The following is a 13976-nucleotide window of genomic DNA, read 5'->3' as shown; positions in this document are numbered from 1 at the left end:
GGGCCGGCATGAGGGGGCTGGTGCATCTCGCGGCCGCGCTCGACCTGCCGGGGGTGTTCGACGCCGGGGCGTTCACCGCTCTGGCGCGGCTCGCCGAGCGCGGCGGGCTGGACTTCGTGACGCTGGACGACTCCTTCGCCCGGCCCGGCCCCGACGCGCTCGGTGTGCTGTGCCGGGTGGCGCCCGCGACCCGGCGGATCGGACTGGTGCCGACGGTCACCACCACCCACACCGAGCCCTTCCGGGTGCAGGCCGCCGTGGCCACCCTGGACTGGGTCGGCCGGGGCCGGGCCGGCTGGCGGATCGACGTGTCCGTCACCGAGGACGAGGCCCGGCTGTTCGGCCGCCGGCCCACGGCACCCGCCGACGCCCTGTGGCGGGAGGCGGACGAGGTCGCCGACGTGGCCGCGCGGCTGTGGGACAGCTGGGAGGACGGCGCCGAGATCCGGGACGTGGCCGACGGCCGCTTCCTCGACGGGGACCGGGTGCACCGCGTCGACTTCACCGGCACCGGCTTCTCGGTCCGGGGGCCCTCGACCGTGCCCCGGCCGCCGCAGGGCCACCCGGTCCGCGTGGTCGACGCCACCGACGCCCACGCCTGCGCGGTCGCCGCCCGCCACGCCGACGTCGCCTTGGTCCGGGCGGCCTCACCCGCCCAGGCCGCGGGCGTACGGGACCGGCTGCGGGAGCAGGCGCGGGCCTTCGGACGGAACCCGGACACACTGCGGGTGCTGGTGAGCCTGCTGGTGGACCTCGGCGACGGCGAGCATGCCGCCGAACCGGGTCATGGGGGTGGCGGGCCGCGCCCCACCGTGCACGGGCCGCTGTACCGGGGCGGCCCCGTCGACCTCGCGGAGCTGGTGGCCTCCTGGCACGCCGAGGGCGTCACCGACGGCTTCCACTTCGTCCCCGTCGAACCGCGCCGGGATCTGGAGCGGCTGGTCAACGGCACGGTGGCGCTGCTCCAGCACCGCGGCCTGTTCCGCACCTTCTACCCGGGCAGCACCCTGCGCGAGCACCTGGGCCTGGCACGGCCCGCCAACCGGTACGCCGTGTCCGGGGCGCCGGCGGTGTCCCGGAGAGCGTCATGACCGTACGGCAGCTGCACCTGGCGGCCACGCCGCCGGGCGCGGGCCGGCCCGACGCGGGCGCCGACGACCCGGCCGGCCTGGGGCCCGACGCGGTGTGGGCCGGTACGCGCGCCGGATCCCGGATCGCGTTCGCCGCCTACGAACGGCTCGCCGGCACCGCCGAGCGCGGCCTGTTCGACTTCCTGCTGCTGGACGAGGAGCCGCCGCTGCCCGAGCACCGGGGGCGGCCGCACGAGCCGGCCCCGGCCGGCGGACCGGAGCCGGTCGCCGTACTGAACGCGCTCGCCGGGGTCACCACCCGGCTCGGCCTCGCCGCCACCGTGAACGCCGCCTGCGCCCAGCCCTACGAACTCGCCCGCGGGCTGGCCACCCTGGACCACTTGAGCGCGGGCCGGGCGGGCTGGCGGGTGGCGGCCTCGGCGGATCCCCGCACCGGCGCCGACCACCGCTTCGCCGGCCACCCGGACCCGTACGGCCGGGCCGCCGAACTCGTCCTGGCCGCACGGAGGTTATGGGACTCCGTGACCCCCGAGGGGGTGCCCCGGCCGTTCGCCCACCGGGGCCGCCACTTCGACATCGCGGGCGAGTTCGGGCTGCCCCGCTCGCCCCAGGGCCACCCCGTGGTGATCCGGTCCGGGGACTCCGAGCGGGCCCGGGAGCCGGCCGCGGCCTGGGCCGACGTGCTCCTCGTCCGGCACGCCCCGCCGGAGCAGGCCCGCGCCCGCTACACCGACGTCAAACGGCGGCTCGCGGCGTACGGCCGCGCCCCCGGGGACCTGAAGGTGATGTCCCGGATCACCGTCGTCCTCGGGGACACCGAGGCCGAGGCGCGGGAGCGGGCCGCCGGGATCAGACGGCTGCTGATCACCCCGCGCCACGCGCTGTGCGCGGTGGAGCGGATCTGGGGGACGGACCTGTCCGGACACGACCCCGACGGCCCGCTGCCCCGGACCGAGCCCCGCGCCCGGGACCGCCGTACGCGCGCGCTCGCCGCGCGCTGGCGCGCCCTGGCCGAGGACAAGGGGCTCTCCCTGCGGGAGACCGTGATCGAGGCGAGCGGCCGGCAGTCCTTCGTCGGCACGCCCGGCACGGTCGCCGCCGAACTGCACCGGTACGCCGAGGAGGGGGCCGCCGACGGCTTCCTGCTGGCCCCGCAGCTCCCGGACGGGCTGGAGGAGTTCGTGGACCGGGTGGTGCCGCTGCTCCAGGAGCGCTCCGCGTTCCGCACGGAATACGGGGGCGGCACGCTCCGCTCCCATCTCGGGGTGCCGGGTGGGACGACGGATGACGACGGATGACACGAGGAAAGGAACCGATGAGATGACGACGGACGCGTCCGACGCCTGGAAGCAGTGGCACGAGGAGCGGGTGGAGAGCGTCTCGGCGCCCTACGGCCCGCTCGCGCTGACCGCGACGCACTGGATCGAGGACTATCCGGATGGTCGACTTCCGGACATTCCCGGGAAGTGGGTGGCGGAGCCGGACGGAGTAGTGCTCACCGCCGCCGAGGCCGACGGCCTGACCGTGGCCGGCCGGCCCTTCGCGGGCGAGACCCGGCTGACCGCCGACAGCGGCCCGGAGGCCGCGGCGCGGGTCGCGCTGGGGGAGAAGCGGCTGGTCGTCCTGGTGCGCGAGGGCGTGTGGGGAGTACGGGTGTACGACCCCGCCTCCGCCGCCCGGCGGGCCTTCCGGGACATCGAGGCCGACCCCTACGACCCCCGCTGGTCGGTGCCGGGCCGGTTCACGCCGTACGACTCCACCCGCACCATCCGGCTCGGCAACGCCGACGGCCGCGAGCGCGGCTTCGACCTCGCCGGTGAGCTGGCCTTCACGCTGGCCGGCCGGGAGCGGACGCTGAAGGTCGCGCGGCGGGCGGACGGCGGCCTGTGGGCGGTGTTCGCCGACGCCACCAGCGGCGACACCAGCTTCCGGTTCCGCTTCCTGTTCCCGGCGGCGCCGGACGCCGAGGGGCGCGTGACCGTCGACTTCAACCGCGCACAGCTCCCGCCGTGCGCCTTCGCCGCCCACTTCATCTGCCCCCTGCCGGCCCCCGGCAACACGCTGGACGTGGCGGTGGAGGCGGGGGAGCGCCGGCTGGGCTGACCGCGGTGCGCCGGCCGGTCCCGCCCGGGGGTGCGGGGCCGGTCCGGTGGCGTCTCGGGGGCGTTCGGGTGGTTCCGGGGCGACGGCCGAAAGGCACCCTTGTGCCGACCGGCCGTTCGGCCGAATACTCCACCCCAGCGCTTGTCAGGGGCATGTACATCGCAACCCGGTCGGGCTCCTGGCTGCGCCTCACGGGCCCCGACCCCACGCGGGCCCCCGACTTCCCTTGGAGGGAACGAAAAGTGAGGATCAAGCGCACCACTCCCCGCGGCACCGCGAGACGGATCCAGCTGACGGCCGTGGCCGCGGGCTTCCTCGCCGCGGCGGCGTTCGCCGCCCCCACCGCGAACGCCAGCGACGTCCACACCTTCAGCTCCGCCCAGCTCACCCGGGCGAGCGACTCCGTGCTCAAGGCCGACGTCCCCGGCACGGCCTGGGCGGTGGACGCCAAGACCAACCGTGTCGTCGTCACCGTCGACAGCACGGTGTCCCAGGCCGAGATCGCCAAGATCAGGAAGCAGGCCGGGGCGGGCGCGGACGCCCTGGTGATCAAGCACACGCCGGGCAAGTTCAACAAGCTGATCTCCGGCGGTGACGCCATATACGCGAGCAGCTGGCGCTGCTCGCTGGGCTTCAACGTCCAGGACTCCAGCGGCAACTACTACTTCCTCACCGCCGGGCACTGCACCGACGGCGCGGGCACCTGGTGGTCGAACTCCTCGCACACCACCACGCTCGGCACCACGGCCGGGTCCAGCTTCCCCGGCAACGACTACGGCCTGGTGCGCTACACCAACAGCTCGGTGACCAAGTCGGGCGCCGTGGGCAGCCAGGACATCACCAGCGCGGCCACGCCGTCGGTGGGCACGACCGTCTACCGGCGCGGCTCCACGACCGGTACGCACAGCGGCCGGGTCACCGCGCTCAACGCCACGGTCAACTACGGCGGCGGCGACATCGTCTCCGGCCTGATCCAGACCACCGTGTGCGCCGAGCCCGGCGACTCCGGCGGCCCGCTGTACGGCGGCACCACCGCCTACGGCCTGACCTCCGGCGGCAGCGGCGACTGCACCTCCGGCGGTACGACGTTCTTCCAGCCGGTCACCGAGGCGCTGAGCGCCTACGGGGTGCACGTCTTCTGACGCCCTCCCCGTACCGGCCCGGCCCCCGCACACCCCCGGTGTGCGGGGGCCTCGTCGTCTGGTCGCGGGGCGTTTGCGCAGGTCGGAGGCGGTCGAACGGGTGTCGTACACGTGTTCGGGAATGGAGGTATGGTGGGGAGAGCAGTAGGGAACTGATGTTCGAGAGTCGTTTCGGGGCTCACGTGTGCGGGAGGTGGGTGTGCCGGGCTTCGCGCATCTGCACACCGTCTCCGGGTTCTCCCTGAGGTACGGGGCGTCCCACCCGGAGCGGCTGGCCGAGCGCGCCGCGGAGCGGGGCATGGACGCCCTCGCCCTGACCGACCGCGACACCCTCGCCGGTGCCGTGCGCTTCGCCAAGGCCTGCGCCGGGGCGGGCGTCCGCCCGCTGTTCGGGGTGGACCTGGCGGTGGCGCCGAGGGAGCCCGGGCGCCGTGACAAGCGCCGCAGCCCGGTGCGCGGCGGCGCCTTCGTGGACGAGTCGGACCCCCGGGTGACCTTCCTCGCCGCGGACGGCGCCCGCGGCTGGGCCGGCCTGTGCCGGCTCGTCACCGCGGCGCACGCGGGCGGCGGCACCCCGCTGCTGCCGTGGGCCGGCCACCAGGGCGAGGGGCTGGTGGTGCTGCTCGGACCGGACTCGGACGTGGGACGGGCGCTCGCCGCCGGCCGGCCCGACCGGGCGGCGACCCTGCTGGCCCCGTGGCGCGAGGTGTACGGCGACGCGCTGCGCCTGGAGGCCGTCTGGCACGGCCGTACCGGCACCGGCACCGGCTCGCTGCGGCTGGCGGCCCGTACCGTCGGGTTCGCCGCCGAGCAGGGGGTGCGGCCGGTGCTCGGCAACGCCGTCCGGTACGCCGACCCCGGGCAGGGGCCGGTGGCCGACGTGCTGGACGCGGCCCGGCGCCTGGTGCCCATCGACCCCCGCGGGGAACTGGACTCCGGCGAGGCCTGGCTGAAGGACGCCCCGGCCATGCTGGACGCCGCCGAACGGATCGTGGAGGCCGCCGGATTCCGGCGGGGCGCCGCCCACCGGCTGCTGGAGCAGACCCTGGCCACCGCCGCCGAGTGCCGGGTCGACCCCGAGGACGACCTGGGTCTGGGCAGCGTGCACTTCCCCGAGCCGCACCTCGTCGGCGCCGGCCGGCGCACCGCCCAGCGGGCGCTCGCCTCGCGGGCGGCGGCGGGCATGCTGCGGCTCGGCTACGGCGGGCGGCGCGCGTACTGGGAGCGCGTGCACCACGAGCTGGACATCATCGCCCACCACGGCTTCGCCTCCTACTTCCTGACGGTCGCCCAGGTGGTCGACGACGTCCGTGCGATGGGCATCCGGGTGGCCGCCCGCGGGTCCGGGGCCGGCTCGCTCGTCAACCACCTGCTCGGGATCGCGCACGCCGACCCGGTCGAGCACGGGCTGCTGATGGAACGCTTCCTGTCCAAGGAGCGGGTGGTGCTGCCGGACATCGACATCGACGTGGAGTCCGCGCGGCGGCTGGAGGTGTACCGGGCCGTCATCGGCCGGTTCGGCGGCGAGCGGGTCGCGACCGTCGCCATGCCGGAGACCTACCGGGTCCGGCACGCCATCCGGGACGTGGGCGCCGCGCTGTCCATGGACCCGGCCGAGACCGACCGGATCGCCAAGTCCTTCCCGCACATCCGGGCCCGCGACGCCCGCGCGGCCCTGGCGGAACTGCCCGAACTGCGGCGGCTCGCCGGGGAGAAGGAGAAGTACGGCAGGCTGTGGGAGCTGGTCGAGGCGCTCGACGCGCTGCCGCGCGGGGTCGCCATGCACCCGTGCGGGGTGCTGCTGTCCGACGCCTCCCTGCTCGCCCGTACGCCGGTGGTGCCGACCAGCGGCGAGGGGCTGCCCATGGCGCAGTTCGACAAGGAGGACGTGGAGGACCTCGGGCTGCTCAAACTGGACGTCCTGGGGGTGCGGATGCAGTCGGCGATGGCGCACGCGGTCGCCGAGGTGGAGCGGGCGACCGGGGAGCGGATCGACCTGGACGCGGTGGAGCCGGGCGACCCGGAGACCTACCGGCTGATCCGGTCCGCCGAGACGCTCGGCTGCTTCCAGATCGAGTCGCCCGGCCAGCGGGACCTGGTGGGGCGGCTCCAGCCGAGCACCTTCCACGACCTGGTCGTGGACATCTCGCTGTTCCGGCCCGGCCCCGTCGCCGCCGACATGGTGCGACCCTTCATCGAGGCGCGGCACGGACGGGCGCCGGTGCGCTGTCCGCACCCGGACCTGGAGGAGCCGCTGAAGGGGACGTACGGGGTCGTCGTCTTCCACGAGCAGGTCATCGACATCGTCGCCATCATGACCGGCTGCGGGCGGGGCGAGGCCGACCGGGTGCGGCGCGGGCTGTCCGACCCCGAGTCGCAGGGGCGGATCCGGGTGTGGTTCGCCCAGCGGGCGGCGGCCCGGGGGTACGACGCGGAGACGATCGGGCGCACCTGGGAGATCGTGGAGGCCTTCGGGTCGTACGGCTTCTGCAAGGCGCACGCCGTCGCCTTCGCCGTGCCCACCTACCAGTCGGCGTGGCTGAAGGCCCATCACCCGGCCGCCTTCTACGCGGGACTGCTCACCCACGACCCGGGGATGTACCCGAAGCGGCTGCTGCTGGCCGACGCCCGGCGGCGCGGGGTGCCGATCCTGCCGCTGGACGTGAACGTCTCCGGGGCCGCCCATCGGATCGAACTGGTGTCCGAGTCGAAGGAGTGGGGGCTGCGGCTGGCGCTCCGCGACGTCCACGGCATCAGCGAGGCCGAGGCGCGGCGGATCGCGGACGGACAGCCGTACTCCTCGCTGGTGGACTTCTGGGAGCGGGCCCGGCCGAGCCGCCCGCTGGCCCAGCGGCTCGCCCAGGTGGGCGCGCTGGACGCCTTCGGTGCCAACCGGCGCGATCTGCAACTGCACCTGTCCGAGCTGCACCGGGGCGCCCGGGGCGGCGGCGGTGGCCAGCTCCCCCTGGCCGGCGGCCGGAAGACCGCGCCGGCCGGGCTGCCGGACCTGACCCCGGCGGAGAAGCTCAGCGCCGAGCTGGGCGTGCTGTCCATGGACGCCTCGCGCAATCTCATGGACGACCACCGGGAGTTCCTCGCGGAGCTGGGCGTGGTCTCCGCGCGTCGGCTGCGCACGGCCCGGCACGGGGAGACCGTGCTGGTCGCGGGCGCCAAGGCGGCCACCCAGACCCCGCCGATCCGCTCCGGCAAGCGGGTCATCTTCTCCACCCTGGACGACGGCACGGGTCTGGTGGACCTGGCCTTCTTCGACGACTCCCACGACGCCTGCGCCCACACCGTCTTCCACTCCTGGCTGCTGCTGGTGCGCGGGGTGGTGCAGCGGCGCGGCCCGCGCAGCCTCAGCGTGGTCGGCTCCGCCGCCTGGAACCTCGCCGACCTGGTGGAGGTGCGGCGCGCGGAGGGGCTCGACGGGGTCGCGGCCCGGCTGGCCGCGCCGTCCGGCGCGGACGGGACACCGGCGAAGGACGACGGCGGTCCGCTCCGGGCCCGGGTCGCCGGATCCGAGGGACCGCCCGCGCCGGCCGGCTCCGCGGCCCGCGACCCGATGGCGGACCGGACGATCCGCATGCCCACGGGGTACGAGATGCACCCCTGGGCCGATCTGCGGCCCGCGGGCGAGGACGCCGCGCGGGCCCCCGCGGCGGTACGGAAGTTGTGGCACCAGAGTCCGGGGAGTGCGGGATGACCATCCTCTGCGTACGTTTCCAGCTGCCGCCGATGTACGAGGCGGCCCTGCCGGGGCTGCTCGGGCTGCTGGAGGAGTTCACCCCGGTGGTGGAGGCGCTGCCGCCGGACGGCGCGCTGGCCGATCTGCGCGGCGCCGAGCGGTACTTCGGGCGCGACGCGGTGCGGCTGGCCTCGGTGATCCGGGTACGGGCCCTCGCCCGGTACGGCGTCGACTGCGCGATCGGCGCCGGGCCGGGCCCGATGCTGGCCCGGGTGGCGCTGCGCGAGGCCCGGCCCGGGATGACCCGCGCGGTCCCGGCGGACGCCGTCGCCGAGTTCCTCGCCGGCAAGCCCGTCACCGCGCTGCCCGGCGTCGGCGCGGCGACCGCCCGCACCCTGGACGAGTACGGCCTGGACACCCTCGGCCGGGTCGCCGCCGCGCCGCTGTCCACGCTCCAGCGGCTGATCGGGGCGCGGGCGGGCCGGGAACTGCGGGAGAAGGCGAGCGGCATCGACCGCGGCCGGGTCGTCCCGAACGCCGTCTCGCGCCCACTGGTGACGGAACGGACCTTCTCCCTCGACGAGTTGGACCCCGACCGGCACCGCAGGGCGCTGCTGTCGGCCACCGAGGAGATCGGTGCCCGGCTGCGCGCGGTGGAGAAGGTCTGCCGCACCCTGACCCTCACCGTCCGCTACGCCGACCGGTCCGCCACCACCCGCAGCCGCGCCCTGAGGGAGCCGACCGCGCACTCGGCGGCCCTGACGAGGACGGCCTACGGCATGTACGAGGCGCTGGGCCTGCAACGCGCCCGGGTCCGCGCGCTCGCCCTGCGCGCCGAGGACCTGACCCCCGCCGACCGGGCCGCCCACCAGCTCACCTTCGACCCGGTGGACGACAAGACCCGCCGCCTCGAGGAAACAGCGGACCGGGCCCGGGCGAAGTTCGGCCCCCGCGCGGTGTTCCCGGGCACCTTGGCGGCGTGACTCCGGCCCGCCGCGCGCTCCTGGCCGGTTAGCACCGCAAGTTTTTACTGACGCGTAACTTCACAGTTGGACTACTCGACCGTAACTTGACGAGTGAACAGCATCCCGTGATCCGGATCACAGGGTCAGGCCGTGCACCTCCCTTTGAGCCGCAAGGAGATCACACGATGCTGCCCTGGAAGCGAGTGCTCAGACCGCTCGCCGCGCTTCTGCTCGCCGTCGCCGCCGTCGTCGTACCCGCCACCGCCGCCGGTGCCTCCGGCACCGCCGCGACCAGCAGCGGCTGGAACGACTACGCGTGCAAGCCGTCCGCCGCCCACCCCCGGCCCGTCGTCCTCGTCCACGGCACCTTCGGCAACTCGGTCGACAACTGGCTCGGCCTCGCCCCGTACCTCACGAGCCGCGGGTACTGCGTCTACTCCCTCGACTACGGCCAGCTCCCCGGGGTGCCCCTCTTCCACGGTCTCGGACCCATCGACAAGTCGGCCGGGCAGCTGTCCGCCTTCGTCGACAAGGTGCTCGCCGCGACCGGAGCGGCCGAGGCCGACCTGGTCGGCCACTCCCAGGGCGGCATGATGCCCCGCTACTACCTGAAGTTCCTCGGCGGAGCGGCCAAGGTGCACTCCCTCGTCGGCATCGCCCCCGACAACCACGGCACCGACCTGGACGGCCTCACCAACCTGCTGCCGTACTTCCCCGGCGCCGAGGACCTGCTCGACGCCGCCACCCCCGGCCTCGCCGACCAGATCGTCGGCTCCGGCTTCCTCACCAAGCTCAACGCGGGCGGCGACACCGTCCCCGGCGTGCGCTACACCGTCATCGCCACCAGGTACGACGAGGTGGTCACCCCCTGGCGCACCCAGTACCTGAACGGTTCGGACGTCCGCAACGTCCTGCTCCAGGACCTCTGCCCGCTCGACCTGTCCGAACACCTCGCGATCGGCCTGTTCGACCGGATCGCCTTCCACGAGGTGGCCAACGCCCTCGACCCGGCCCACGCCACCCCCACCACCTGCGCCTCGGCCCTCACCTGAGCCGCCGCCGGGGCCTGTCCGGCCTGAGCCGCCGGACAGGCCCCGGAGCCTCACCGGCACCGGCCGCCGCCCGCCGGGGCCGGGTCGGTGGCCTTGCGGCTGCTGGGCATGCGGAACTCCTCCGAACGGTCCGTGGGTGATCCGAAGCTAGCCCCGCGACAGCGCCGGAACGCCCGTCGGGAGCTTGGGGAGGAGATCCTTATGGTCCGCTTAAGGAAGTGCTCAGGCTCAGCTCAGACAGATAGCGTGCGCCGCATGATCGACAAGAGCCACAGCGGCACGGAAGGCAACGGCCGCCCGGAGGGCCACGACGGCGGGGAACAGGTCCGGCCGGCCGGACCGCGGGACGTACCCGCCGTGCGGGCGGTCACGGACGCGGCGTACCACCACTACATCGAGCGCATCGGCGTCGTGCCCCAGCCCATGGAGGCCGACCACGCGGCGGACGTGGCCGCCGGCAAGGTGTTCGTCACCGGCGAGCCCGTCGTCGGGCTGGTGGTGGTCGAGGCGTTCGCCGGCCATCTCTTCCTGGACAGCATCGCCGTCCACCCCCGCGTCCACGGCACCGGCGTCGGACGCCGCCTGCTGCGCTTCGTCGACGCACACGCGCGTGCACTCGGGCTGGGCGAGATCAGGCTCTATACGAACGCGATGATGTGGGAGAACCAGAAGATCTATCCGCGCTACGGCTACGAGGTCGTGGCCCGCCGGGTCGACGGCCCCTACGACCGCGTCCACTACCGCAAGCTGCTGGGCTGAGCCGCCCTCGGGTCAGGCGTCGGGCCACCAGGTGCGCGCGATGTCCTTGCGCACCTCCGGTCGTCCCGCCGGAGTCTCTTCCGCCTCCTCGGACATCCGGCGGCTGTCCGTCCGCTTCAGGGGCTTCTTCTGCACGGTCATGCGGCGCATCGCTGCCTCCTTCGTGGCTACCGGGTTCCGTGTTGTCACGGAGGTAGACGTTTTCCGGGAGATTTCCTCATCGGTGCCGTTTTGTCAGTGGTGGCTGTCACGTCCGTACTGTCAGTGGCGTGTGTCACCCTCTGGGCATGAAGAGCGAGAACACGCACAGGGGTGCTGGTGCCCCGGAAGCGGACTGGGATGCGCTGGCCGCCGGTTTCGACGACGAACCGGATCACGGACTGCGCGACCCCGAGGTGCGCGCGGCCTGGGCGGACCGGCTGCGCGCCTGGCTCCCCGGCCACCCCGCCGACCTCCTCGACCTCGGCTGCGGCACCGGCAGCCTCTCGCTCCTCGCCGCCGAGCAGGGGCACCGGGTGACGGCCGTCGACCGGTCCCCGGCGATGGTCGAGCGGGCCCGCGCCAAGCTCGCCGGGCACACCGCCGAGATCCTGCGCGGGGACGCGGCGGCCCCGCCGGTGGGGGAGCGGCGCTTCGACGCGGTCCTGGTCCGCCATGTGCTGTGGGCCCTGCCGGACCCCGCCGGGGCGCTGCGGCACTGGAAGGACCTGCTGCGCCCCACGGGCCGGATCGTGCTGGTCGAGGGCGTGTGGGGAACCCTCACCCCGGTCGGCATACCCGCGCGGCGGCTCACCGCCCTGCTGGAGCCGCTCACCCGGCGCGTGCGCGTGGAGCGACTGTCCGGGCACCGTGCGCTGTGGGGCAAGGAGGTGGACGACGAGCGGTACGCGGTGGTGGCCACCGTGTGACCTCCCGCCCGTCCGCTCGGCCGGGTTCGCGGACATGCTCAGCCGAGTTCACGGATATAACGCACCTCGCGCGCGCAGAACGCGTACCCGAGCCACTCGTTGATCGCGATCATGGGGCCGTTCCCGGTGTCGTTGCCCGTGAACGCCTCGGTGAGACCGGCGGCACGGGCCCGGCGCAGGGAGTGGATCTTGGCGAGCTTGGCCAGGCCACGGCCGCGGTGGGCGCGGATGGTACCGGTCATCGCCGTCGAGTAACGGGTGCCGCCGTCGGTGTAGGCCACGGTGAAGGCGACCGGCCGGCCGTCGGCACAGACCACCGTGGTCAGCTCCCGGTTCAGCAGCGGATGGTGCCAGACCTCCTCGACCCACGCGTCGTAGTCCGTGAACTCGGTGTCCACATCGCCCGGTTCGTCGAGCACCGTCTCCGCGTCCAGCTCGAACAGCGGCCGGGGATCGGCCGTGAAGTCGGCGGCCGTGCGCAGCTCCACTCCCGACGGGGTGTCAGGGAGCGGCGGCAGGGCGCCGTGCGCCAGGTCGAGCCGGAGGAAGTGGGCGCTGCGGCCCGGCCGGTAGCCGTGCCGCTCGGCGAAGGCCCGGTTGGCCGGCTCGTCCAGGGCCCAGGCCAGCAGCCGGGTCGCGCCCAGCTCCGCCAGGTACTCCTCGGCGACCCGCGCCAGCAGCCGCCCGGCCCCGCGCCCGGTCCGGTCCGGGCGGACGTAGATGTTCAGCGCGCCCTGGCCCGGCTCGGGGCTGTCGTGGACCAGATGGACCTGCGCCGTGCCGATGATCTCGCCGTCCTCCTCCGCGACGAGCGGCCGGAAACGAGCGGCGGGGTGGACATGGGCGGCCGTGTGCCGCACCGAGTCCGGGGTGAACAGGATGTACGGCAGCGCGAGGCGGCGCACCCGGGCGAAGCCCTTCGCGTCGGCCGGGACGTCGGGGCGCAGGTCACGCACGAGGACTGTCATGGAACCGCACCGTACGAGGCCGGGCCGCCGGACTGCCTCCTATTTTCCGGCGGGTGCGGGACAATCGGCCCCGTGAGCCTGAAGATCCGCATCGATGACAGCGCGCCCCCGTACGAGCAGGTACGGGCGCAGATCTCCGAGCAGGCGCGGTCCGGGGCGCTCCCGGTCGGGTACCGGCTGCCCACCGTGCGGGGGCTGGCCGAGTCACTGGGGCTCGCGGTGAACACGGTGGCCAAGGCGTACCGGGCGCTGGAGGGCGACGGGGTGATCGAGACGCGGGGGCGCAACGGCACGTTCGTGGCCGCCGCCGGGTCGGCCGCGGAGCGGGAGGCATCCTCGGCCGCCCAGGCGTACGCCGAGCGGGTCCGGCGGCTCGGCCTCGGCCGGGACGAGGCACTGGCCGCCGTACGGGACGCCCTGCGGGCGGCTTACGGGGAGGACTGAGGAGGGGCCCGCCTCGCTGCTTCGCCGTTTCGCCGTTCTGCCGGGGTGGCCGAGCGCCGTGGCGGTGTGTGACCGCTACTGTCCGGCTCTCGCCGGCTCCGGTGTTCTCGTCACCGTCAACCCGGCCCGGCGCGCGGCCCTGGCGAAGACCACCGCGTCCTGGACCGCCGCGCCGCCCGGGTCGTTGTTGAAGTACGCGTACACGTCCAGGTCGTCGGCCCAGGTCGTCGCGATGCGGTCCACCCAGGTCTCCAGGCTGCGCCGGCCGTAGCGCGGCCAGGGCCGGGCGCGGCCCTGGTGGAAGCGGACGTAGCCCCAGCCGGCGGTGCGCCACAGCGGACCGGCCGGGCGGGCCAGGACGTCCGCCCAGCACAGCGCCGCGCCCCGGGCCACCAGCACCTCGCGCACCTCGCCGGTCCACCAGGAGTCGTGCCGGGGTTCGACCGCCACCCTGGTACCGGGCGGGAAACAGGCCAGGCAGGCGTCCAGCAGGGCCGGGTCGGCGCGCAGGGTGGGCGGGAGCTGGAGGAGGACGGGGCCCAGGCGGTCGCCGAGCCCCGCCGCGTGCGTCAGCAGCCGGTGCACCGGCTCCCCGGGGTCCTTCAGCCGCTTGACGTGGGTGAGGAACCGGCTGGCCTTGACCGCGACCACGAAGTCCGGCGGCACCCGCTCCCGCCAGTCGGCGAAGGTGTCGTACGACGGCAGCCGGTAGAAGGCGTTGTTGATCTCCACGGTCGCGAACAGCCGGGTGTACTCCTCCAGCCACCGCCGCGCCGGCACCCCGGCCGGATAGACGAGGCCCCGCCAGTCCTTGTACTGCCACCCCGACGTGCCGACATACAGGGTCATACCCCCA

13 protein-coding genes are annotated in these 13976 nt (G+C 74.6%); 10 read left to right on the top strand and 3 right to left on the bottom strand.

Annotation, left to right across the window (positions count from 1 at the left end):
• Positions 1-8: 8 nt before the first annotated feature.
• From IE251_RS24015 to IE251_RS23980, 8 genes are all read left to right on the top strand, one after another.
• Positions 9-1091, top strand: a complete 1083-nt coding sequence (locus IE251_RS24015) for an LLM class flavin-dependent oxidoreductase (RefSeq protein ID WP_189755065.1) — start codon at positions 9-11, stop codon at positions 1089-1091.
• Positions 1088-2389, top strand: a complete 1302-nt coding sequence (locus IE251_RS24010) for an NtaA/DmoA family FMN-dependent monooxygenase (RefSeq protein ID WP_189755064.1) — start codon at positions 1088-1090, stop codon at positions 2387-2389. The genes IE251_RS24015 and IE251_RS24010 overlap by 4 nt, the downstream gene beginning before the upstream one ends.
• Positions 2390-2411: 22 nt before the next feature.
• Positions 2412-3194, top strand: a complete 783-nt coding sequence (locus tag IE251_RS24005; protein ID WP_189755063.1) for a DUF1684 domain-containing protein — start codon at positions 2412-2414, stop codon at positions 3192-3194.
• Between the two features lie 242 nt (positions 3195-3436).
• Complete coding sequence (locus IE251_RS24000) at positions 3437-4336, top strand: S1 family peptidase (RefSeq protein ID WP_189755062.1); 900 nt, start codon at positions 3437-3439, stop codon at positions 4334-4336.
• Between the two features lie 199 nt (positions 4337-4535).
• A complete protein-coding gene (locus tag IE251_RS23995) occupies positions 4536-8042 on the top strand; it encodes a DNA polymerase III subunit alpha (protein ID WP_189755061.1) in 3507 nt (1168 codons plus the stop codon).
• Positions 8039-9007 carry a DNA polymerase Y family protein gene (locus tag IE251_RS23990; RefSeq protein WP_189755060.1) on the top strand — a complete coding sequence of 323 codons (969 nt, stop codon included), beginning with the start codon at positions 8039-8041 and terminating at the stop codon, positions 9005-9007. The genes IE251_RS23995 and IE251_RS23990 overlap by 4 nt, the downstream gene beginning before the upstream one ends.
• A gap of 167 nt (positions 9008-9174) precedes the next feature.
• Positions 9175-10041 carry an esterase/lipase family protein gene (locus IE251_RS23985; protein ID WP_189755059.1) on the top strand — a complete coding sequence of 289 codons (867 nt, stop codon included), beginning with the start codon at positions 9175-9177 and terminating at the stop codon, positions 10039-10041.
• Positions 10042-10296: 255 nt separating this feature from the next.
• Complete coding sequence (locus IE251_RS23980) at positions 10297-10800, top strand: GNAT family N-acetyltransferase (protein WP_189755058.1); 504 nt, start codon at positions 10297-10299, stop codon at positions 10798-10800.
• 12 nt (positions 10801-10812) lie between these two features.
• Here the strand turns inward: IE251_RS23980 and IE251_RS23975 are convergent, their stop codons facing one another.
• Complete coding sequence (locus IE251_RS23975) at positions 10813-10950, bottom strand: hypothetical protein (RefSeq protein WP_107058380.1); 138 nt, start codon at positions 10948-10950, stop codon at positions 10813-10815.
• A 137-nt stretch (positions 10951-11087) separates the two neighbouring features.
• On the opposite strand from IE251_RS23975, the gene IE251_RS23970 reads away from it, so the two are divergent.
• The gene (locus IE251_RS23970; RefSeq protein WP_189755057.1) at positions 11088-11708 is read left to right on the top strand and encodes a class I SAM-dependent methyltransferase; all 621 of its coding nucleotides are present in this window, start codon (positions 11088-11090) and stop codon (positions 11706-11708) included.
• A gap of 38 nt (positions 11709-11746) precedes the next feature.
• On the opposite strand, the gene IE251_RS23965 is transcribed toward IE251_RS23970, so the two are convergent.
• Positions 11747-12676: a GNAT family N-acetyltransferase gene (locus IE251_RS23965; protein WP_189755056.1), complete on the bottom strand. Its 930-nt coding sequence runs from the start codon at positions 12674-12676 to the stop codon at positions 11747-11749.
• A gap of 72 nt (positions 12677-12748) precedes the next feature.
• Between IE251_RS23965 and IE251_RS23960 the strand changes: the two genes are divergently transcribed.
• Complete coding sequence (locus tag IE251_RS23960) at positions 12749-13120, top strand: GntR family transcriptional regulator (RefSeq protein WP_189755055.1); 372 nt, start codon at positions 12749-12751, stop codon at positions 13118-13120.
• Between the two features lie 75 nt (positions 13121-13195).
• Here the strand turns inward: IE251_RS23960 and IE251_RS23955 are convergent, their stop codons facing one another.
• Positions 13196-13969: a DUF72 domain-containing protein gene (locus IE251_RS23955; RefSeq protein WP_189755054.1), complete on the bottom strand. Its 774-nt coding sequence runs from the start codon at positions 13967-13969 to the stop codon at positions 13196-13198.
• Positions 13970-13976 lie beyond the last annotated feature (7 nt).

The organism is Streptomyces eurythermus (assembly GCF_014649115.1).
Classification (GTDB): Bacteria; Actinomycetota; Actinomycetes; order Streptomycetales; family Streptomycetaceae; genus Streptomyces; species Streptomyces eurythermus.
Note: the sequence above shows the minus strand (reverse complement) of the source record. Positions and strands in the feature narration are given on the sequence as shown.

What these genes read in the sequence shown, in the direction of transcription:
- IE251_RS23980 (WP_189755058.1), top strand. Translation starts at nt 10,297, where the DNA reads ATGATCGACAAGAGCCACAGCGGCACGGAAGGCAACGGCCGCCCGGAG.
- IE251_RS23955 (WP_189755054.1), bottom strand. Translation starts at nt 13,969, where the DNA reads ATGACCCTGTATGTCGGCACGTCGGGGTGGCAGTACAAGGACTGGCGG.
- IE251_RS23970 (WP_189755057.1), top strand. Translation starts at nt 11,088, where the DNA reads ATGAAGAGCGAGAACACGCACAGGGGTGCTGGTGCCCCGGAAGCGGAC.
- IE251_RS23975 (WP_107058380.1), bottom strand. Translation starts at nt 10,950, where the DNA reads ATGCGCCGCATGACCGTGCAGAAGAAGCCCCTGAAGCGGACGGACAGC.
- IE251_RS23990 (WP_189755060.1), top strand. Translation starts at nt 8,039, where the DNA reads ATGACCATCCTCTGCGTACGTTTCCAGCTGCCGCCGATGTACGAGGCG.
- IE251_RS24005 (WP_189755063.1), top strand. Translation starts at nt 2,412, where the DNA reads ATGACGACGGACGCGTCCGACGCCTGGAAGCAGTGGCACGAGGAGCGG.
- IE251_RS23965 (WP_189755056.1), bottom strand. Translation starts at nt 12,676, where the DNA reads ATGACAGTCCTCGTGCGTGACCTGCGCCCCGACGTCCCGGCCGACGCG.
- IE251_RS24015 (WP_189755065.1), top strand. Translation starts at nt 9, where the DNA reads ATGAGGGGGCTGGTGCATCTCGCGGCCGCGCTCGACCTGCCGGGGGTG.
- IE251_RS24010 (WP_189755064.1), top strand. Translation starts at nt 1,088, where the DNA reads ATGACCGTACGGCAGCTGCACCTGGCGGCCACGCCGCCGGGCGCGGGC.
- IE251_RS23985 (WP_189755059.1), top strand. Translation starts at nt 9,175, where the DNA reads ATGCTGCCCTGGAAGCGAGTGCTCAGACCGCTCGCCGCGCTTCTGCTC.